General features: G+C 40.8%; 17 protein-coding genes. 11 read left to right on the top strand and 6 right to left on the bottom strand.

Features of this window, described 5'->3' with window-relative positions:
- Window positions 1–175 precede the first annotated feature (175 nt).
- The 8 genes from HWQ39_RS23780 to HWQ39_RS23745 all read left to right on the top strand — a co-directional run bounded on the left by HWQ39_RS23780 (window position 176) and on the right by HWQ39_RS23745 (window position 8,705).
- A complete protein-coding gene (locus tag HWQ39_RS23780) occupies window positions 176–307 on the top strand; it encodes a hypothetical protein (protein WP_292850375.1) in 132 nt (43 codons plus the stop codon).
- 22 nt (window positions 308–329) lie between these two features.
- Window positions 330–1,856, top strand: coding sequence for a ferredoxin:protochlorophyllide reductase (ATP-dependent) subunit B (gene bchB / locus HWQ39_RS23775; RefSeq protein WP_179065187.1), 1,527 nt, complete (start codon window positions 330–332; stop codon window positions 1,854–1,856).
- Between the two features lie 423 nt (window positions 1,857–2,279).
- The gene (locus HWQ39_RS23770; RefSeq protein WP_292850370.1) at window positions 2,280–2,600 is read left to right on the top strand and encodes a hypothetical protein; all 321 of its coding nucleotides are present in this window, start codon (window positions 2,280–2,282) and stop codon (window positions 2,598–2,600) included.
- Window positions 2,601–3,102: 502 nt separating this feature from the next.
- Window positions 3,103–5,448, top strand: a complete 2,346-nt coding sequence (locus HWQ39_RS23765) for a filamentous hemagglutinin N-terminal domain-containing protein (protein WP_292850367.1) — start codon at window positions 3,103–3,105, stop codon at window positions 5,446–5,448.
- A 643-nt stretch (window positions 5,449–6,091) separates the two neighbouring features.
- Window positions 6,092–6,451: a Mo-dependent nitrogenase C-terminal domain-containing protein gene (locus tag HWQ39_RS23760; protein ID WP_292850364.1), complete on the top strand. Its 360-nt coding sequence runs from the start codon at window positions 6,092–6,094 to the stop codon at window positions 6,449–6,451.
- 22 nt (window positions 6,452–6,473) lie between these two features.
- Window positions 6,474–6,746, top strand: coding sequence for a cupin domain-containing protein (locus HWQ39_RS23755; RefSeq protein WP_292850361.1), 273 nt, complete (start codon window positions 6,474–6,476; stop codon window positions 6,744–6,746).
- 740 nt (window positions 6,747–7,486) lie between these two features.
- Complete coding sequence (locus tag HWQ39_RS23750; protein ID WP_292716925.1) at window positions 7,487–7,693, top strand: glycogen debranching protein; 207 nt, start codon at window positions 7,487–7,489, stop codon at window positions 7,691–7,693.
- A gap of 454 nt (window positions 7,694–8,147) precedes the next feature.
- Window positions 8,148–8,705 (top strand): methylmalonic aciduria and homocystinuria type D protein, encoded by a 558-nt coding sequence (locus tag HWQ39_RS23745; RefSeq protein ID WP_292850358.1) that lies wholly within the window; start codon window positions 8,148–8,150, stop codon window positions 8,703–8,705.
- 259 nt (window positions 8,706–8,964) lie between these two features.
- Here the strand turns inward: HWQ39_RS23745 and HWQ39_RS23740 are convergent, their stop codons facing one another.
- Complete coding sequence (locus HWQ39_RS23740) at window positions 8,965–9,981, bottom strand: TrkA family potassium uptake protein (RefSeq protein ID WP_292850355.1); 1,017 nt, start codon at window positions 9,979–9,981, stop codon at window positions 8,965–8,967.
- A 293-nt stretch (window positions 9,982–10,274) separates the two neighbouring features.
- Between HWQ39_RS23740 and HWQ39_RS23735 the strand changes: the two genes are divergently transcribed.
- Together HWQ39_RS23735 and HWQ39_RS23730 are read left to right on the top strand one after the other, a co-directional pair.
- Window positions 10,275–11,021, top strand: a complete 747-nt coding sequence (locus HWQ39_RS23735) for a creatininase family protein (RefSeq protein ID WP_292850352.1) — start codon at window positions 10,275–10,277, stop codon at window positions 11,019–11,021.
- 140 nt (window positions 11,022–11,161) lie between these two features.
- Window positions 11,162–12,199, top strand: a complete 1,038-nt coding sequence (locus HWQ39_RS23730; protein ID WP_292850349.1) for a PDDEXK nuclease domain-containing protein — start codon at window positions 11,162–11,164, stop codon at window positions 12,197–12,199.
- A gap of 19 nt (window positions 12,200–12,218) precedes the next feature.
- On the opposite strand, the gene HWQ39_RS23725 is transcribed toward HWQ39_RS23730, so the two are convergent.
- The 3 genes from HWQ39_RS23725 to HWQ39_RS23715 form a co-directional block, all read right to left on the bottom strand.
- Window positions 12,219–12,869, bottom strand: a complete 651-nt coding sequence (locus HWQ39_RS23725) for a Uma2 family endonuclease (protein WP_292850346.1) — start codon at window positions 12,867–12,869, stop codon at window positions 12,219–12,221.
- Window positions 12,862–13,113 (bottom strand): hypothetical protein, encoded by a 252-nt coding sequence (locus HWQ39_RS23720; protein WP_292850343.1) that lies wholly within the window; start codon window positions 13,111–13,113, stop codon window positions 12,862–12,864. The genes HWQ39_RS23725 and HWQ39_RS23720 overlap by 8 nt, the downstream gene beginning before the upstream one ends.
- Before the next feature lie 102 nt (window positions 13,114–13,215).
- Window positions 13,216–17,427 carry a CHAT domain-containing protein gene (locus tag HWQ39_RS23715; protein WP_292850340.1) on the bottom strand — a complete coding sequence of 1,404 codons (4,212 nt, stop codon included), beginning with the start codon at window positions 17,425–17,427 and terminating at the stop codon, window positions 13,216–13,218.
- On the opposite strand from HWQ39_RS23715, the gene HWQ39_RS23710 reads away from it, so the two are divergent.
- Complete coding sequence (locus tag HWQ39_RS23710) at window positions 17,407–17,910, top strand: hypothetical protein (RefSeq protein WP_292850337.1); 504 nt, start codon at window positions 17,407–17,409, stop codon at window positions 17,908–17,910. The two genes, HWQ39_RS23715 and HWQ39_RS23710, sit on opposite strands and share 21 nt — an antisense overlap.
- Window positions 17,911–17,918: 8 nt before the next feature.
- Here the strand turns inward: HWQ39_RS23710 and HWQ39_RS23705 are convergent, their stop codons facing one another.
- Complete coding sequence (locus HWQ39_RS23705; RefSeq protein ID WP_099101751.1) at window positions 17,919–18,392, bottom strand: hypothetical protein; 474 nt, start codon at window positions 18,390–18,392, stop codon at window positions 17,919–17,921.
- Between the two features lie 301 nt (window positions 18,393–18,693).
- Window positions 18,694–20,979, bottom strand: a complete 2,286-nt coding sequence (locus tag HWQ39_RS23700; protein WP_292850334.1) for a PhoD-like phosphatase — start codon at window positions 20,977–20,979, stop codon at window positions 18,694–18,696.
- Between the last annotated feature and the right edge of the window lie 55 nt (window positions 20,980–21,034).

The following is a 21,034-nucleotide window of genomic DNA, read 5'->3' as shown; positions in this document are numbered from 1 at the left end:
AAATAGATAGCCTCATCCCAAGCATTAACTGAGTTTTAGCCATATCACCGCCCCGAAAACCCGCAACAAACCTTATTTTTTCTTAGCCAGTAGGTTTGAGAAAATCAGAAACGATTTAATAATCAAGCACTTATAAGTAGATGGGCTGAATTAAATATAATAAGACCCCCTCCCCTTGGCTTTAATCTTACTCCCCTTCTTTGCCAACGGCACGCGACGCGATGCCTACGGCGGTAAACTACGCACTGAAGGGGTTGGCGATCGGGTCTATCGGATATTTTTTACGCCCACTTACTTAGTTATTTGAGTTGACAAGGGAAAACATAAACATGAAATTGGCTTACTGGATGTATGCTGGCCCAGCCCACATCGGCACTCTCCGAATCGCTAGTTCTTTTAAAAATGTTCATGCGATCATGCACGCTCCCATTGGCGATGACTACTTTAACGTCATGCGCTCCATGTTATCGCGGGAGAGAGATTTCACTCCGGTGACAACCAGTGTTGTCGATCGCAACGTTTTGGCACGCGGTTCCCAAGAGAAGGTGGTAGATAACATTGTCCGTAAGGATGCCGAGGAACACCCAGATTTGATTGTGTTAACTCCCACCTGCACCTCTAGCATTTTGCAAGAGGATCTGCACAACTTTGTCGAACGAGCGCAGCTGGAAGCAAAGGGAGATGTAATGCTGGCGGATGTAAACCACTACCGTTACAACGAACTGCAAGCCGCCGATCGCACTTTGGATCAAATCGTCCAATATTACATTGAAAAAGCCCGCAAGCGCGGCGAGTTGCCTGAGGGCAAAACAGCAAAACCCTCAGTTAACATTATCGGTACTACCACCCTTGGTTTCCACAATAATCACGACTGCACCGAACTCAAACGGCTGATGGCTGACTTGGGGATTGAAGTAAATACTTTAATTCCCGAAGGTGCTTCGGTGAATGACTTGAAAAAGATGTCCCAAGCCTGGTTTAACCTGGTGCCTTACCGTGAACTCGGTTTGACTACAGCCCGTTACCTGGAAGAACAATTTGGCACACCTTATATAGACATTACTCCAATGGGTGTAGTGGAAACTGCCCGTTGTATTCGCAAGATTCAACAGGTAATTAACGCTCAAGGTGCAGAAGTTGACTATGAAAACTTCATCAATGAGCAAACCCTGTATGTATCTCAAGCTGCTTGGTTCTCCCGTTCCATTGACTGTCAGAACTTGACTGGCAAAAAAGCTGTGGTCTTTGGTGACAACACCCACGCCGCCGCCATTACCAAGATTCTGGCGCGAGAAATGGGGATTCACGTTGTTTGGGCTGGTACCTACTGTAAATATGATGCAGATTGGTTCCGCGAACAGGTTAGCGAGTATTGCGATGAAGTGTTAATCTCCGAAGATCATGGTGAAATTGGGGATGCGATCGCTCGTGTCGAACCCTCCGCGATTTTCGGCACTCAAATGGAACGCCATGTTGGTAAGCGCTTAGATATTCCTTGCGGTGTAATTGCTGCACCAATCCACGTCCAAAATTTCCCCATCGGTTACAAACCATTTATGGGTTATGAAGGGACAAATCAGATTACAGATTTGATCTACAATTCCTTCACTTTGGGAATGGAAGATCACCTGTTAGAAATCTTCGGCGGTCATGATACTAAAGAAGTGATTACTAGAGGGATTTCTGCTGATTCTGACCTCAACTGGACAAAAGATGGTCAAGCAGAATTGAATAAGATTCCGGGATTTGTTCGCGGTAAAGTGAAGCGAAATACTGAGAAATTTGCCCGCGATCGCGGTTTCAAGGAAATTAACGCTGAAGTGTTATACGCCGCCAAGGAAGCTGTCGGAGCCTAGTTTAGAGTTGAATTGAGAAGATTCAGGGGTGAGGAGTTATATATACTCTTTACCCCAATTTTTTGGAAATAATCCCGCCTCATTACCATAACAGCACTTACGCAGGGAAACACTACGCGATACGCGATCGCTTGCAATGACAAAAAACCTTTCCTTTGCGTAAGTAAATCCTGAATGTTTTCAAGAAATTCAACAAAAATAGATGAAGTTTTGTAACAAAGTGCGTAATTATTACTAGCCAAGCTGATTTTATAATTACGAGAGTTCGCAAGAGCGTTAGAGGCCTAATGCTTTCGTGCCATTCTAAACTCTGTCTGTATCGTTGATTTCTTTATTGCCAAACTGTACTAATTGAAGTCAATTGAAATTAGTACATACAAGATATGTTCACACATTTATCATTCTGCAAGGAAAGTAAAATTCATGGAATCTCAAACTTCACAGCAAGCAGTTATTGATCCTCAAAAATTACAGCAGTTACAAGACGAAATTCAGCAGGAATTTCATGAAATTCTGAAGAATACTAAATTCAGTCAGATACTCAAAGATTACGGTATATCAGCACAAGAAGTTCTACAATTTCAGTACACACTCGATTTAACTAAACTCCAATCTAGTGATACTGGTGGAGACGCGCAAGTTCAGAAATCTTTACTAGCAATTCCAGGTAAACATATCAAATTAGCGGGTTGTACTTGTTGGTCAAACGATCTAGATAGATTTGTTGATTGCCCGTGCCATTAATACTTAACAGTTTTGTAAACTTAAATACCAAAGTAAGCACCTCTAAAATTAATTAGCAATATTCCCAGTAATTAAGTTGGTAATAATGCTACCTACTAATGAGCAAGCTTATTAATATTTAAGTTAAAAATATTGCTCTTAATAGGGGAATTAAAAAAATTTCGTAGAGGCGCAATAATTTTGTGCCTCTAACCTGATATTATTTGGAACGACCAATATTTTCATATTTAAAAAAATACCAAAACGTATATTAACGATTTGAATATCATAGTTTATTGAGATAGATATAGTTATATAGTTAATTTATTAAATATAGTTGCTAATATGTTTAGATTAAGATTTTTTGATAAAATTTTAGATTGAAAATATCCGATAAATCACCGTCAAGACAAAAGACTAATTATTGTAGAGACGGCGATTCATCGCGTCTTTTGCCTGAACCGAGCAGTATTGATAGAGGCACAGCGTCACCATCATTTTTTAGAGGAGTTTATTATTCATCATGAGTATTTTGTGTGGCAGGTTTAAAGGGTTAGGAATTTTAATAAGTGGGTCAATAGCTTTCTCTGGAACTTCTGCTATTGCCCAAATCACCCCAGATGCTACTCTACCTAATAATTCTCAAGTTACAACACAGGGCAATCTCACAAATATTGAAGGTGGAACCCGCTTAGGAAGCAATTTATTCCACAGTTTTAAAGAGTTCTCTGTACTCAACGGGACTACGGCTGAGTTTAAAAATACTGAGGGGATTCAGAATATTATTAGCCGAGTAACAGGTAATTCAATTTCTAATATTGATGGCATCCTTAAAGTTAACAGCGCAGCTAACCTGTTTTTAATTAATCCCAATGGGATTATTTTTGGTACTCATGCTTCTTTAAACATCGGTGGTTCCTTTATTGCAAGTACAGCGAGTAGTCTCAACTTTTCCGATGGTACAAAGTTTAGTACCATAAATCCCCAAGCCACGCCCTTGCTGACAGTAAGTGTTCCCATTGGTTTGCAATTTGGAGCAACTGCGGCTCCCATCCGCAATCAATCCCAGGCAGCTAGTCCTGATGGCAAAATTAATATCTTTCGGCAACCAGTTGGTCTAAGAGTGCTGCCAGGCAAAACCTTGGCACTTGTGGGTGGTGATATCACATTCGAGGGCGGCAATTTAACAGCAGCGTCAGGACGAATTGAGCTAGGCAGTGTAGCTAATAATAGTCTGGTCAGTCTCAAACCAATGAACCAAGGTTGGGTCTTTGGATATGAAGGTGTAAAGAATTTCCAAGATATTAAATTAATTCAACGGGTGACTGTTGACGGGCTTAAAATTCCATCTCAGGTAGATACTAGTAATAGACTTGGTAGCGGCGGTAGTATCCAGGTACAGGGCAGGACAGTAGAACTAAGTGGCAATCTTGTGAGCTTGATAAGTCAAACCAGGGGTAACAGAAATGGAGAAGATATAACCATTAATACTAGGAAATTAATTGTTCAGGATGGCGCACAAGTAAGTACTTCTACTTTAAGTAGCGGTGGAGCGGGAAATTTGATAGTGAATGCCTCTGAGTCCGTGGAGTTAATTGGTAGCACCTTACCAAATACTATTACTGGGTTTCTTGGTATAACGGCTGGTACAGGAAAGGCGGGTGACATTAAAATCAACACTGGGAGATTGCTGATTAAAGATGGGGCAAGAGTAACAGCAGAGTCTAGTGGAATAATAGATAATTCACAAGTGATTCCATCTGAAGGAAGAGGAGGAAACATAATTGTTAACGCCTTGGATTCAGTAGAGATAGCTGGAACCTCAGTGACAGATAACGCCAGTGGTTTGTTTGCTTCGACTCTAAGTTATGGAAATGCGGGACAAGTAAATATCACCACAGGGAAATTGATTATCCGCGATGGAGCTGAAATAAATGTGAGTGTTAAAGTTCCAAATACTGCAATTCCTACAGGAAATGCAAGTAATCCAGGCATACCAGGCGCACTCAACGTAGCTGCTAACTCCATATTTCTGGATCAAGGGACACTCACATCTAAAAGTGATTCAGGTAGGGGCGGTAACATTACACTACAGGTGCGGGACTTGTTACTGATGCGCCGCAACAGCCAAATATCCACTAATGCAGGGGGTGATAAAACTGGCGGTAATATCACCATCTATGCACCAAACGGCTTCCTTGTGGCCACTCCCTTTGGAAATAACGATATCACTGCCAACGCCAACCTTGGACCTGGTGGTAAAATCACAATCACTGCTAAGAACATATTTGGTTTTGTGCCGCGTACCCGTACAGACCTAGAGAGGCTGTTAAACCCTAAAGAGCCACTAGACCCAAATAGGCTGCCAACAAGTGATATCACTGCATTTTCTCAGCAAAACCCTTCATTAAATGGCACTGTACAAATCAACTCACCAGATGCTGACCCCAGTAAAGGATTAGTAGAATTGCCCGTAAATCTAGTTGATGTTTCGGAGCAAATTGTTGCTGGTTGTAATTCTAGTAGAGCAATAGGAAGGAGTTCATTTATTACTACTGGGCGTGGAGGACTAGTAGCCGATCCCACAGAGCCATTGATCGCTGATGATGCCGTGTTGGCAGATTGGATCACACTCTCCCCAGAACCTCAGAATCGTGCTGAAGGTATTCAGAAAAAAGTGGTTGCTCAGGCGCAGCGAAATACAGAAGAGAAATCACAGAAAGTGAAGTCTGTCAATGAACCTACTCAAATTGTAGAAGCCCAAGGGTGGATTATAGATGCTAATGGGAACGTAGTTCTGGTTTCTCAAGTACCCACAGCAATGCCCCATAACTCCTCGCTCACCGCTACATCTTGTGCTGCTCGTTAAAATATTAGTTTGGATGAGTTTGGACTTAGGGACTGACAAATAAAAAAGTATCCAATTAACTCCTGTGGGGTGAGCATCTTGCCATTAGCGTTAAGATGCCCACCCCACAATATTGGATAATTTATTTCTTGGAGTTCCCTTATCAAACGATTTATAGCTACTTATTAGATAATATCTAGGTTGGCTTGTGTAGTATATAAGACAAAAATATAGATATTCAATGCCCTAAAATCGAGAGATGTTAAAGGTTAATTCTACCGAAGTGTATAGGGGGTAAGAATAAAACTATATTTGCCTGCCATAAATTACATCTCTAGATACTAGGCAGTTTCAAAACCAAGCATTTACATCTAATATATAAGATTACTATCTTACAGATTAGAAATTCATAAGTTAAAGAAATGCCATTTTTATATTTTCTTTGTTATTTTGTATTTAACGGGACAGTTCTTCATGATTTGGTGGGTTTAAATAACAATTAGTTAAACAATTTCCCCTCCAAAAGATGGATGTAAATTGTTTGCATTGTGCTTACTTTGCTTCTGAATCTACAAGCACAATCTAAATTGTCCAGACAGATTACATGGTAATATTTTGAATCGGCAAATAGTTCATCTACACAAGGAAAACCTTGCCTAAAGCTATGCTTAAAACAAATAATCAGCGTATTTTTCTGACTGCTTTTATTAAACCTTTAGAAGAAAATAATCAAACACTTAGCAAAAAGCAGTTTACTCAACCTAAATTAGATTTACTGCAACCATTACGTCAATGGCTGGATCAAATTCAGATTCAGAATCGGAAATTAGCCAAATTTATTGCTAAACTAATACCTGCTCAGTGTCCATTCGAGCGTGATATCATACTTTTTGGTCGCAAAATAGGACACATTCCACCAATGTGCAAACTAAATCCACTTTATAATGAACTTGTTTACTTGCGTTTTCGGGCTTTGTGTTATCTAGTAGATCAGTGTGGAGAGGATATTCAATCCTACTGTTGAACATAACTAGAGAAAACACGATATGGAAATTAAAATCGAGCATCAACCTAGACTTGAATATCTCAATGAATTGAGTGTATTTAAATGGGGAATTTGGAAACTTCCTTTTTCCAAATTCCCTTGGACTTATGATTCTCAAGAAACTTGCTACTTTTTGGAAGGTGACGTAGTTGTGACTCCTGATGGTGGACAGCCAGTGCAAATGGGTAAAGGTGATCTAGTTATTTTTCCCGTTGGTATGTCCTGCACATGGGAAATTACAAGGGACGTGAAAAAACATTATTATTTTGATTAGCGATCCCTTATGCTTTTTGATTATTCATAAAACTAAGATTTGATAACTCAATTTTGATTTTTATTAGAGAGAGGCTCGCAACGAGTATCATCAGATAAAGTTGTAGAATCAGTAATTTGCATCTATCAATATCTGTCAAAACTCGTTACAACTCTATCCCTTAAATAATATTGCAGTAGTTATAGAGTCCCGAATTTTCAAAAGAGACAGTTGGCGAATATAGTATTTCACAATCTAGTAAGGGACATCCGCAGGGGCACGGCAATGCCTCTGCGGGTATCAACTTTGAAATTTCTTTAAAACCCAATAGGTTCAGTTAAGGATAATTGGTCTTTGAAGACGCGATTTATCGCGTTTCGACATGAGGGTTTTAGGCTTATTTGAACTGTATTGCTTTAAAACCTCGTTTCTAGCCTCCGGCTGGAAATGCTTCTCCTGGCGGCTCTGCTGCTAGCAAGAGAGGCGGAGCCTCTAGACGGCATTCTCAGTCTCCGACTGGGAACGAGATAATATCTAAAAGCTGGTTCTAGGCTTGCTTTTATGTTAAGTTGACACCTATTGATTTTTGAACAGATACGTAGGGTGCGTTAGCGACAGCGTAACGCACCCTACGTATCTGTTCAAAAATCAAACCTGATTACTATAGTAATTGGGATTAGTTTACTATAAATAGTTTTGATTTTAATAGTATTCTAAAATTACAAATGGCTTTTTTGCTAAAGTTTTTGAGGTAATATTCTATGACTATTTGGGTAAATGAGCAAATCGATCCGTCTGGGATGATTCATGCCTGTATTGCCACTTGTAATGAATCTCAAGCTAAAGATTGTCATGATTCTTTTGAGAATAATTTGACGGAGACGCAAAAGGCCGCAGGTTGGGTAGCGCGTTTGCGGACAGTCGATTCTTGGGATGAAGTTCCAGTGAATTCTTTAAAACTTAATTAATTGGGTGTTATGCAAAGTAGGCTGCATAGCTGAATGCCTTTATTTTTTCTGCTTGCCTTTGGCAAAAGTCTCACAGGCTTTGCTTAACTAGATATCTGTCTAATCAAGTTTTGCTGACAGCTATATCATTTTGGTTTTGACTGCAAATTATATGGGATGGAGGTTATTTTTTGGGATTTTGATTGACCATTTTTCAGGCGCGTAGGCGTAGCTCGCCATAGGCATCGCTTGTCTATGACATCTGCACCTATGCCAACGCTTACAGCGATCGCAGCAAATCCCATTAAAACAGGTTAATAAAGGTTAAAATTCGGATTAAAATTCTCAAATTATTAGTAACTACTTTGAAAAAAAGCAGCATATTAGAGAAAAATGATGATTTTTTGGAACTTTTAAGAGTTATTATCAATACCAGAGATTAAATTAAAAATTTTGTATAAACCGAATCAATTTAGTGAACTATCCCAAGGTTTACACTTCGGAGCAAGCCTGTCCGATTAATTTAGTTGGTGAAGCGGGACAAGCGGTTCAAATTTCAATTCATCCTCCCAGTCAATATATCTGTGCCAACTGCGAACGGATATTACCAGATTGGAAACGACAGCCATTTTTACGGGTAGTGATTGTTTTACAACAATCGCGTTATCAATTAGTTGAAAAGACAGCAGAGGTAGAGATAGAGAAAGAACGCTTGCGAGAAAAGTTTATGATATTTGGCTGCGATTTAGCATTTAATCTGCGCGATCGCAGCTACTTAACTGACTTAATCGACCCTCGTACAGGCTACCCTTTACTCTCCCATCCCGGAGCAATCCCCCACGATGACACAGCAGTTGTCAAAGCTTTGCTTAACTATCCAGTGATCAAAAATCAATGCCGTGTACTAATTCATCCCGATTGGGGTGCAGCAGTTTATCCTAGCATTTTGATATCAGAAGCTCCCCCAATTGTGATCGAATGGGTTACAAAAGGCATAGCAGCTAGGCATGGGTGGAGAGAAATTGATTGTTAGTCATTTGTAATTTGTCGTTGAGCATTGGTTAGGAAAGCCATTGATTTTCAGTGTTTGAGTTAAATATAATGTATCAAAAGATGTGTTATTTAGTAATGACTAAAACACAGCCTAATCACATCAAAATTTGTCTAGCCCAACCGCAAGATAGAAATCAGATTTTTGCAGTGGATATTAACTGGTAAGTGAACTACAAAATAAAGCACCAGATAGAAGAATAAAACTACTTATTAATGAAATATTTACCAGCTTACCCAACTCAACTATTTTTCGGTCGCCGCAGTTTCTTGGAATTAATGGGGCCGAGAATTTGATTCAGACTCCGTAACTGTTCTGCTGTACCCATACCAATTAGCCGATCGCCTGGCATTAACAACGTGTCACCAGTGGGGCCACCGATGAGAGTCCCGTCAAGACGGCGAATTGCCAGGACTAATGCCCCAGATTGCGATCGCAATCTCGCTTTTTGCAAACTCTGACCCACAAAAGGACAAAAAGCCGGGTCGAGTAAAAATTCTTCCATATACAACTGACGGTCTGCACCTGTCAAAATTCCATCTACAAAGTCTAAGACTTGGGGTCTGAGAGCCGCAGCAGCCATACGTTTTCCACCAGTGATATAGGGGGATATGACTTCATCTGCACCACCGCGTCTTAATTTCTGCAAAGCTTCTTCTGTACTTGCCCGGGCGATCGCCCGAACTCCCGAATTCAGTGTTTTAGCCGATAAAACAATGTATAGATTTTCGGCATCCGAAGGGAGTGCTGCAACGATACAAATCGCCCGTTCAACGCCAACTTCTAAGAGTGTGTCATCTAATGTAGCATCACCTTGGTATGCTGTATAACCTTCAGTCTGCGCCCTTTGTACCGATTCCATCTCCGAATCAATCACCACAAAAGGTACACCTTCTGCCCGAAATTCCTTGGCAATTTGACGACCAGTCCGACTAAATCCACAGATGATGTAATGTTCTGATAGGGATTCCATTAACCGCCTCTGTTGCTGTAGCCGAATTCCTTCTTGAAAGTAGCCTTGAATGATCGCTTCTGTAAATCTGTTGACAATGTAACCGATATTGACTACACCCAATAAAATCAAGGCAATTGTAAACAACCGTCCTCGGCTACCGAGTGGGTGAGTTTCTCCATATCCCACAGTCGCTAAGGTGATGACTGTCATGTAAGCCGCATCTTCCCATGACCAGCCTTCCACTAACCAGTACCATAAAGTGCCAATAATGAAAACACCGCCGAGAGCGATCGCCCCAGCCATTAACTCCTTTTGGATACGTTGATATTTTTGCTCAAGTGTTGAGAATGAGGTAACAATAGTACTTTTAACCTACTTTTTCTAGTTTTCTGCTAGCATTCGTCCTTTTTAGTATATTTAAAGTAACTAAGTGGACAAGAGTAAATCAGGCGCATCAGAGATTATTTTATTTTTAATTGAGAAATTTATTTTAGAATATACCCGGCTAAAACTACCTTATGGCTGCCCTAAAACAGTATGGGTAAAACCATTTGAAAGTTAATCTGCTTATTTACCAGCAAAGGAAATCGTCAAAAATGTTACTGCATTTAAGTACTTGGCAAGAAGTCGAAGCTTATTTACAGCAGTCAAAGGGGATTATTTTTCCTATTGGTTCCACAGAACAACATGGGCCAACGGGGTTAATTGGTACTGATGCTATTTGTGCAGAAGCGATCGCAGCTGGTGTAGGTGATGCAACCCAAGCGATCGTTGGCCCTACAATCAATGTGGGCATGGCACTGCACCATACTGCTTTTCCTGGCTCAATCAGTCTGCGTCCCAGCACTTTGATTCAAGTAGTACGAGATTATGTAACTTGTTTAGCCAAAGCTGGTTTTAGCAAGTTCTACTTTATTAACGGACATGGTGGGAATATCGCCACCCTGAAAGCGGCTTTCTCAGAAACTTACGCGCACTTAGAAGATTTGCAGATTCCCAATGCTCAACAGGTGCAATGTCAAGTGGCAAACTGGTTTATGTGCGGTTCGGTATATAAGCTAGCTAAAGAATTATATGGGGATCAAGAAGGCTCTCATGCAACGCCAAGTGAAGTAGCGCTCACTCAGTATGTTTATCCAGAAGCGATTAAGCAAGCATACCTTTCACCAGAAGTTGCAAGGGGACATCGGATTTATAGCGCTGCTGACTTTCGAGTGCGTTATCCAGATGGACGTATGGGTTCAAATCCGGCTTTAGCAACGCCCGAACACGGTAAGCAATTTTATGACTTGGCGGTGAAAGAACTTAGCAGTGGGTATTGGGAATTTGTGAACGCTGAGTAAAAGTCATGGAAAGAGATTGTAGAGATGCGAGTCAAATTGCGTCTCTGCACAACATCTTATGAAAAAAGTTATTTGATAAATCGTAAAATAACACAATGCAGTAATTCTTAAAACACAAAAACGCAGTTGAGAAGGATATCGTGATTAACGGCTACGAAAACACTCTCGCTGATTTAATTGAACTTCTAGAATCATCTCGTCGTGCAGCTGCTCGTTCAGTAAATGCAATCATGACGGCTACTTACTGGCAACTTGGGCGACGGATTGTAGAACTTGAGCAGGGTGGAGAGAAGCGAGCAGAATACGGAGCAGCAGTTATAAAAAGGCTTTCAGGAGATTTAACAGCCAGATTTACCAAAGGTTTTTCTGAGCGTAATTTAGAGTTAATGCGTCGTTTTTATCTGGAATGGCAAATTTCGCAAACACTGTCTGCTGAATCTAATTTATCAACTTTAGCTCAAGGATTTCCTTTACCTTGGTCACATTATGTTCGTCTTCTTTCAGTTCATGACTTGAAAGCTAGAGAATTTTATGAAACTGAAGCACTACGCGCAGGCTGGAGCGAAAGACAACTAAAAAGACAGATAGAAAGTAAATTTTATGAACGAGTAGCCCTGTCAAAAAATAAAACTGCGTCGCTGAAAAAAGGTGAAGAAAAGCAGGTAGAAGATATCTTAACCCCTGAACAAGAACTTAAAGATTCATTTGTCTTAGAATTTTTAGGATTGAAGGATGAATATTCAGAAAGTGATTTAGAACAAGCATTAATCGATAAGCTGGAATACTTTTTATTAGAATTAGGAAGTGAATTTGCTTTTGTAGCTCGTCAGAAACGTTTGCGCGTTGGCGATGAATGGTATCGGGTAGATTTATTATTTTTTCATCGGCTGCTGAGATGTCTGATAGTAATTGATTTGAAGCTGGGGAAGTTAACGCCGGCTGACACTGGACAAATGAATTTTTATGTAAATTATGCTAAAGAACATTGGACATACCCTGGAGAGAATCCGCCTGTTGGGTTGATATTGTGCAGTCAAAAGGATGAAGCTGTGGCACATTATGCATTAGAAAATTTACCCAATATTTTAGCCAGGGAATATCAGCTAAAATTACCTGATGAAGAAAAGCTGGCTGCACAGATAGAAGAAGCCAGAAAGTCTATAGAAGACAAAATGTAACTTTGTCAATTGCCAACGATCAATCCTCCTTTTGCTGAAACTGGCTCAATAACCAAGCTCCAACTTCAGATTGACTCATTTCACGACTTTGGCGTAAAGCTTCTTCTAAAATAGACATCGCCAATCCAGGCAATACCTGTGATTCTTGAATACGTTTACTGCCTTGATCTGCGATCGCATAGGCAATGATTTCGGCATTTTGAACATCCACTACCCAATATTCAGCAACGCCTAATTCTTCGTAGAGCGATCGCTTTGTACCCAAGTCATCCAACAGAGATGTTTTCGCAATCTCAATCACTAAATCCGGTGCTGGGTAGCGATCGAGGTTGACAATTCCTGTACCTGCTGGGATAGTTTGGGCGCGTTCTCTGAGATAATACGCCACATCAGGCTGACAATCCCGAACACCAGTTTTACGAAAGGTGGTTGTGTCTAAACCTGTGGCTGCAATGCTTTTAAGTGCTGCAAATAGAGTCACTGCAAAAATAATTACAACATGGTCTTTACCATGATCAAAACTAACTGGTGGCATTTCCAGCCTCATGTGTCCTTTGTAGTAATAGCTTTTTCCCTTCTCGTTGAGCAAGTTAGCTATCGCTTCCTGATACTCCTGCCAAGAAGCACAAATCCATGTATCTGTCGGTAACTGGGTTTGAGTTTCACTCATTGTCTAACCCTTCTGCGTTCTGTTTCTGATAGTAATCAAATCTCCTAGCTAAATCAGTAGGTAGTTTTTGCCATTCTTCATCAGGGACTTGGGCAGAGATTTCAGCTACCAGTTCCCAAATAGGCATAGCGTCTGGGTCAAAAGACTTGGATATCTCGCTGAAGTTGATGGTAGTTGACAGGTTTTTAGAAACATCTGACGGAGATATCGGCGTATGTTCCGGTTGAAAATTTTGTTTTACCATTGTATTATTTTTACCTGCTTCTTCCATATCTGAGTTTGGATGAGCAGGGTTAGAAGGCGATCGCCCGTTAGTAAAAAAGACATAAGTAAAAAAGACATAAAGCTATTGTTTCTTCTTAAATTTTGGAGTCAGATGCTCTGGAATGTTCTCTAACTGAATTGCATTACAACCAAATTTATAGGCCATTTCAATAGACCTTCCTGCTCCAAGAGCATCATAAAATCCGGTAGCAAACTTGATTGCAGCTGTATCTCCAATTGCGTCACCCATCCCAATTACATAGTCAATATGTTGAACAATTGCCTCTGCTTGCACTTCCGAATAGCAAGCATTGAGGAGAACGCATTCGACGTGTTCAGTACACAGTTCAAATAAATTTGCTAGAGCAGTTGTACTCACTAGCTTTGATTTTCCAGCTTCGTCTTCTATCACTAGTCCTTCATCGCCTGATCCATGTCCACAGAAATGGACAATTTGTGGTTCAGTCTCTAATAAGGCTCGACGTAAATCATCAGTCCGAACAGCCCATCTCTGCTCTAGTTTAAATTGGTCACCCTTCTGAGATCGACGTAATCCCTCATTAATTTCACGCACTTCCTTATCCAGGCGTAATTTTGCCTGATTAACCGGACTTGATGCCACAATCAGAATTGTTTTCATACTCTTTGATTCCTTCTTGCTCACAATTTGAAGAATCTGTTCTGGTTGAGGTGGTTGCCAATCTTTGCACCGCTTAACATTCTGAGCGTTTCGCAACGTTCTTTTAAGCCACATTAGTTTAGGGAACTGGTCAGCAATACGCTCAATCTCAATACACGCCTGAGATGTCCCAGTTTCCCTAAGTTGTGTCAAAACACTTTCTCTTAAGTTAGCAATGCTCTCTTTAACGCCCATATCGTCAGCAAGAACCTCATTGCTGTGATCAGGATCTTCAGCATGAGGATACTGACAAACTAGCCAGATGTATAAATCTGCTAGCTGTGTTTCAGTCAGCTTTAAATGGAAACCATGCACGTAGCGATTAGCAACTGTTTCAAATACTGTCCTTCCAAAGTTTGTATCTTGCTGGATAGCTGACCAAACAATCACCCAGCTATTAGGTTCTGAACATTCGACTAATACCCTACCTGCAACTACAGCTTTATGGTGTGCTTCTTCTTCTAAAGGTAGAGGAATAGAAACAAGAGACTTAGCAAACTCTCTAGCTCCAATCGATTTATGCTTTAAAAGTTCTTTAAATAACTGTTCCAGACATTTATATTTAATTGCGGTATCCTTAGCCTTTTCTAGAAGAACCGCTTGGAAACTATCATCCCAGCATTTTTCAAATTTATTAAGAATGAGTATAGGATTATCTTCCCCGTTTTTCTTGTCAATAATTGATACCAGCGTATTTAAGGTTTCAATAGGAGCTTTCAGATATGCCTGCTTTACTAGCTCTTGATAGTCTTTATAGTATTGTTCTCGTTGAGTGTTGTAAGGAAAGCCAACGATAATAGATGCCCATCTTTGCCAGACAGTAGATAGTAGGGTATCTAAAATTTCTGGAGTTTCCTGCAAAAGCAACAAGAAAGCTTGAAAGCCTGCTGATTCTGGTTCATTAAACAAGTTTGTTTCTATGCAGTCCTTTGCTACTTGACTGTATTCTTCAATATACTTTTTACCACCATTAATGATTCTGTCACGAGTTTTTAGATCAGCTTCTTGCCATCCGGGAAGTTTTGTTAAATCTGATTCAAACCCTTCTTCAGAAAATTGGCTATCTGAATTGAGAGTCATCACTGTCGTAATTTGCAACCAAGCTGATAGATTTCCTGACTCTAGCTGCTCTAGAAATAAAAGGACTCGCTCTTTAGGTAGTGAAGCTATAACAAGGTTTTGTCTAGATTCCTCTTGATCTTGCATACTTTGATACTCCAACTCCAGTATCTCAGCTTGATCTGAGTTTAGATCACTTGTTGCAAAATAAGGTGCAAATTCTTCATGCAAGATATTATTAGTTTGGCTAGCTGTAAAAATAGCATCTTTCTGCTTTACATCTTGACAATTAAATTTCCACTTAATTAGTCTTGCCCAAATTCGCTCTTCTTGAGAATGAATATTTTGAAGTTTTCCGAGCATCCAAAAAACATCTTCTGTTAAAAGAATATTTCTTGTTAATGAACTCCATAAAAAATATATATTTTCTCCTGTTTTAGAGACTATCAGCACTGCCTGTTCGATTAGTTTGCGCCGTTTATTGATATCATTGATAAACGAAGATTCAAATTTTGTTTGAAGTTCGTTGTCGCGAGTGATGACTCTCTGATGTTCTCTCCACTGTATTAGAGCGACTTTAGTAAAACTTTCTGCTATATCAGGCAAGTCAAAATTTTCCCAAGCTTTTAGGAGTATGGCATTGCCAAGTCTTTCAAATGGGTGTCCAAAGCCTCTAATACCTTGTTTTTCTACCCAATTAAGAGCAACTAGCAAATCAGATGGCTGTAGTTTTGGTACTAGTTCAAAGTCAACAAATACTCCATACGAGCTTAAAAAGTTTCTCTTCTTCCGTGGAGTTAAGACATTAAACAATTCCTCTACTAGCAGATGATCTGACCAAATTGCTCTCAAAGCATATCCTTTAAGTTGGTCATCCTCATCTTCTGGAAGTTGTCCACAAGCCAGTGGTTTTAATTGCAATTTTGCACTTGCATTACCAACTGTACAGATTGCGTTTGCAGCACTAACTCTGAGGTAAATTGATTGGGATGAATCAAGTGCTAGGTTTACTAAATCTCCCTGAAGTTCATCTACCTTACAAGCCTCAATAATGTCTATTGCTATACGAGATGCATCAATTTGGTTGCTATAATCCTGAATATAGGGACGTAATTGTTCAGTAAGCCCAGAATGTTTAAGCTTCTCGTATCTTCGGTAATTATCACCGCTTGAATACAATAGCTTTCCCTGCTCGTACTGTTTTAGTAAGTTATCAACTATTGCAGCTTGAAGATTTGCATCTGTGGGTATGTCGCTTCGCAACAGTACATCAGGATCAGTCTTCATTATTTCCTGAAGTACGTCAGTCCTCATACTAGCTAGCCATGCTGCTGTTTCATGAAGTTGTGGAATTAATTTATGTTCAGGATCTTTATATGAAACAATTAGACTCATTACCCGCTCTAAAGGTGTTTGATGCTGAATCAAGTACCATGCAGCCAGAAACTCAGCATAGGTTTGGTGTGCCCATCCCATAAGACTTAATTCGCCACGAGATGAGAATAAACCAGTATCTAAAACTTCTTCAACAGCTTCTTCATTAATTTCAAACTCTCTACCTTCAACGCTTTCGATTCCTTGGCACATCTTCTCAATAAGCACGTAATTGTCATCATCTGGAACATCTCTCTGAATACCAGTCTTGATAACAGATTTCTCGCCAAAAATCATGATCGCTGCAATCCTAGCCGCAACAATCAAACGTTGTTGTCGAAGAAGATTGCCTTTTAGTTTTGATGCAATACGACTGTCATTTCGTTCTTCACATAGCCAGCTACATCCTTCAAGATAAAGTTCATGCAGGCTTTGACTAGGAGGAAATTGACCATTATGACGATGATAAATTTTGAGAAGAAATTTTAATGTAATTGGCTTAATAGCCAAAGGCACAACATTTTTATTTTGAATTTCTTCTAGAAATGCTTCAGCATCGTTGATGCCTTCAATCTTTGCTGCTTTACTAACATCCACACGTCGAAGTGGAGCTAGTTTATAAATCCCTACACCATCCTCACCCCAAATTTTCTTCAGTCCTTTCTCTAAAACAGGTTGCCAAACTGCTGTCCTACAGGCAATCCTAAGATATAAACGCTCCGCCTGACTGCGAATATCTCTTCGATTAAACTTGTCAACCAATAGTGTTGCTAGGGTATCTATCCGTAGCAGACACTCATCAAGACTATCTAGAAAAATATACAACTGATGCGTACCCTTTAGCCAGTCAGTAAACTCTAAACTTTTAAATAATTCTTCAACTAAAAAATCTTCTGTTCTATATGAGCGGAGGTTTAACAGAATAACTTGATTACCTGCTGCTTCAATCTTGCTTATGATTTTTTCTTGTTCTGACTCTACGGCACAGGTTTTACCAATACCTGGTTCACCCAAGAGCGCTAAACATCGTAAGTCTGATATAGCCTCAAAGGTTACTAAATGTGGATTGTATATTTTGCCCCATTTTTCTTCTGGGTCGCACAGATAACCACCATCAGCTAGATTAATAGGACGTGACCGAGGACACCAGAATCGCTTCCATTGGTAATCTTGATTTGGCATTTTCACCGACAAGAGGCTGAAAATATTTTTACTATATTAACCTCACTAACCCTTAATAATGTCACTTCAGATATGAGTGTTCGGGGTAAATGCTTGTGCGATCGCTTTCAAAATCTCAACTTTCAACCTCTGAACTCGGAAGTTGCACCTTTTTGCTCGAACGTTGCGCCTCTGAACTCGGAAGTTGCACCTTTTTGCTCGAACGTTGCGCCTCTGAACTCGGAAGTTGCACCTTTTTGCTCGAACGTTGCGCCTCTGAACTCGGAAGTTGCACCTTTTTGCTCGAACGTTGCGCCTCTGAACTCGGAAGTTGCACCTTTTTGCTTGAACGTTGCGCCTTTGAACTCGGAAGTTGCACCTTTTTGCTTGAACGTTGCGCCTTTGAACTCAAAAAATGAAGCTCAGAACTCGAAATGTCGTGCTTTTAACTTTAACATCCAAATTCTGAACTTCAACGTTGCACGTTTTAAATGCAAGTACTGAGCTATTTTCTACAACGCTGCTTTTTGAGACTTGGATTTTGCAGGTTTACGAGCAAATCGTTGCCCCATTTCCACAACTACTGCATCTAAACCCGCGCCCTGTCCACTGGCTTTTGCATAGTTATACACCTGCAACGCGGCTGCATAAGCTTCACTACCGACTGCAAGAGATGTATCATCGACCAACTCTTGTAACTGCGTCAACGACAATAACACCGGATACAACGCTTCAAATAATTGCACATCCTTCCGCATCTCTTCTAAGTCAAACGATCGCGGTAAAAACTCTGGATTCTGCGCCGCCACCTCTAATGCTTTACTCACAAACGCCCGACTCTTATCTCCCATCTTGGGTAAAGTCTTGCGATCGTCGGCACTCAAATCAACCAAAAATGGTAGCTTTTCTTTAATGGTGGTAATGGCTTGCAACACAGCATCTCTGTCTGTTTGTGCCAATGTTGCACTAATTGGGGTCGTAGACATAGAAATCACTCTCCAGTAAGTTTCTTTCATCTAGAGTGCCCAGATATACAACCAAAATCAATACGCTTGCTTTGCTTAAGACTTGATCCTCCCTATCCCTCCTTAAAAAGGAGGGAATTAGAGCAAGCCTTTATAAGCTGTTGCGCCTGCAAATTGCATCACAAGCATGACTAGGCAAAACCTGTAAATCCTCTCCCTTGCTCCCTGCACCCTGCTCCCCTGCCGCCTCAATGTGCAAACTATAATCACAACAGCTTATTAAGCCCCACTTTTTAAGGAGGTTTGGGGGGATCTTCCGAGTTCATCGTAACAATGACTGATTCGGCATTAACTCGCTCTCAAAACGGCTGTAAACAATTTGGATTGGATACCAAGAAGAAAACCAGTACAAATCTTGAATAACTTTGCCAGAACTACTCTCATCTGCTAACTCAAAGTGAACCAGAGCTAAATTATTTAATCCAACTACTTCTCGTCCTTCCTGAAACCAACGAAATTTCCAAAACATCAGGGGTTGTAACCATTTCCATTTAGCATGTTCGGCTCGTTTCCAGGGAGCTATCAACGATAATATATCTGCTGTGCAATCATATCTCTGAACACTGTTTCGAGGTACCCATTCCAGCACACAATGCCAGTCAGAGTTGGTCAACATCTGGCGATTATGGTGTAATTCTTTCTCTGAAATTTCTACCATATTGGGTGGGTTGTTCCACCCGATCCAATGTCGCACCTTTTCTGGTAGCAGCCAATCTTTCAATCGTGTATGAATCAGCCGCGTCGAAATCTCTTCATTTTTCAAGGCACTAGCGGTTAACTGCACTAATACAGACTGCAATTTGGAATGGGTGTGTGCATAAGACAAGTGAGCAACAGAACTGTAGTGGATATCCCCGGATAAAATAACTACTTGTTGACGTTCCTCAAACAAGGTGGTTAGAAATTTTGCCAGTGCTTCAACATTAATGTTCCAGGCATCTCCAACATCAGTTGAAAACACTTTCTCCTGTTTTAAATGCCAATGATGAATCCAATCAATCACTTGCAATCCAAATACATTGGTGGGTGCAATCACGAATGTGGTTTTAATCTGAGTTTGTTCAGCGATTTCTTGTAAAGGCAAAACTAGTTGTTGTTCAAAGGCTTTTGGACACAACAGCATCGGCGGCGCAATTGGTTTTTGATCGGCTGGATAACCCCGCCAAGTACGTGTATCCAGCACAATTACTTCATGGCGATCGCTCCTGACTGTGTAATGCCAAGTTAGTGCTTCAGGATGTCGATCTAGAATGAATACAGGGCCGTCTCGGACTAAAACAGGTAAGTCTGTGTGGGGATCGTTAGCCGGCATACCTACATAACGCGCGATCGCTTCATCAGCCTTTGCATCTCTCCCTTGGGAAGCTGACCAAGCTTGGGCAGCCGCCAACAGCTTTTCACCTGATTTCCCTTCTACAAATTGCCCTGGTGTATTGCCCCACCCTTGAAACACCGTATAAGCTAACAAGGCATTTTGGACTATTCGTCGCCCCAAGGGACGCCCCAATACTCGCAAACACCAAGCTTGGTTTAAATTCCAGTCATCAGTAACATCATGGTCATCAAAGATGCTGTACATGGGAATATTGGCAAGGGCGCGACGCACTTTCCAAAGCGTATAAATGAATTGTCGCAAATGCTTGACTGCCCGATTCCAGTCTTTGATAGCATGGCGATCGCGCATTACTTGCTGTCCTTTGGGAAATGTTAGCGGCCAGCACACTGGCGACCAAGCTAGTAAATAAGTAGCGTAAAACTCGCCCAGGCTGAAAAGATGACTGGTAACTTTCTCAGCTTTATTATGTAATCCTGCCGTCAAGCCAGCTTGATTTGTCGCTACATCAGCCCGTTCTCCAGGGGGTAGTTGCTGGGGAGTACAATACACTCCATGCACCGGAAGTTGTTCTTCCCAACCCAAAAGGGCATCGCCAAGAGTACTAGCAACCCACAACGATGGATCGGCGATATCATCTCCGTAAATTTGATCTCCCGTGAGGAACAACTGGTGGGGGCGGTTTTGGGGTTGATTTGCTGATGCTTGAATTAAACTGTCGAGAATCGGCAGTGCATCAAACCCATGACCATGAGGTTTACGGCAGGAAGCATGGACAATTTGCAAATCTTGCAGATGGTTTGGCGGCAGAGTAAAAGTTGGTTTTTGATGATCGAAGTAGCTAATGCTGACTTTCGGATGAGAGTTTGAGCATAATCCTTGTTGCATTTGCAGGGTTTGGTCAGCAATAGTAAATCGGAGGTCGTATGCATAGATGTGACCTCCCGTGAGGCAATCTCCAATTTTAGACCGAGCCGCGATCGCAACTACATGAAGATGCTTACCCAGAGCAACGGTAGAGCGTTCTCCCTCAAATAAACAATTTCCTAGTGCTTCACCATCATTTGTTGTGTCATAAACCTTAAGTTCTACCTGACAAGACTGTTTCACTGCTACCCATACCGTCACTGACTCTGGCTCAGTATGTTTGAGGATTGGCCCCGCTAAAATCAGTGGCAGTTGTTGTAAAAACTCGTCCCCAACTTGATACTTCATTGCAAACAGTTGACAGAATGGTGGTGTTTTGGATGATTATGCTTTATTTATAATC

The sequence above is a fragment of the Nostoc sp. NMS8 genome (assembly GCF_017115045.1).
Taxonomy (GTDB): domain Bacteria; phylum Cyanobacteriota; class Cyanobacteriia; order Cyanobacteriales; family Nostocaceae; genus Nostoc.
This window is presented reverse-complemented; position numbering and strand designations above follow the sequence as displayed.

Excerpts from the sequence above, each read along its gene's own strand:
- bchB (WP_179065187.1), top strand. The coding sequence starts at position 330 with ATGAAATTGGCTTACTGGATGTATGCTGGCCCAGCCCACATCGGCACT.
- HWQ39_RS23770 (WP_292850370.1), top strand. The coding sequence starts at position 2,280 with ATGGAATCTCAAACTTCACAGCAAGCAGTTATTGATCCTCAAAAATTA.
- HWQ39_RS23765 (WP_292850367.1), top strand. The coding sequence starts at position 3,103 with ATGAGTATTTTGTGTGGCAGGTTTAAAGGGTTAGGAATTTTAATAAGT.
- HWQ39_RS23760 (WP_292850364.1), top strand. The coding sequence starts at position 6,092 with ATGCTTAAAACAAATAATCAGCGTATTTTTCTGACTGCTTTTATTAAA.
- HWQ39_RS23755 (WP_292850361.1), top strand. The coding sequence starts at position 6,474 with ATGGAAATTAAAATCGAGCATCAACCTAGACTTGAATATCTCAATGAA.
- HWQ39_RS23750 (WP_292716925.1), top strand. The coding sequence starts at position 7,487 with ATGACTATTTGGGTAAATGAGCAAATCGATCCGTCTGGGATGATTCAT.
- HWQ39_RS23740 (WP_292850355.1), bottom strand. The coding sequence starts at position 9,981 with ATGGCTGGGGCGATCGCTCTCGGCGGTGTTTTCATTATTGGCACTTTA.
- HWQ39_RS23735 (WP_292850352.1), top strand. The coding sequence starts at position 10,275 with ATGTTACTGCATTTAAGTACTTGGCAAGAAGTCGAAGCTTATTTACAG.
- HWQ39_RS23725 (WP_292850346.1), bottom strand. The coding sequence starts at position 12,869 with ATGAGTGAAACTCAAACCCAGTTACCGACAGATACATGGATTTGTGCT.
- HWQ39_RS23720 (WP_292850343.1), bottom strand. The coding sequence starts at position 13,113 with ATGGTAAAACAAAATTTTCAACCGGAACATACGCCGATATCTCCGTCA.
- HWQ39_RS23715 (WP_292850340.1), bottom strand. The coding sequence starts at position 17,427 with ATGCCAAATCAAGATTACCAATGGAAGCGATTCTGGTGTCCTCGGTCA.
- HWQ39_RS23705 (WP_099101751.1), bottom strand. The coding sequence starts at position 18,392 with ATGTCTACGACCCCAATTAGTGCAACATTGGCACAAACAGACAGAGAT.
- HWQ39_RS23700 (WP_292850334.1), bottom strand. The coding sequence starts at position 20,979 with ATGAAGTATCAAGTTGGGGACGAGTTTTTACAACAACTGCCACTGATT.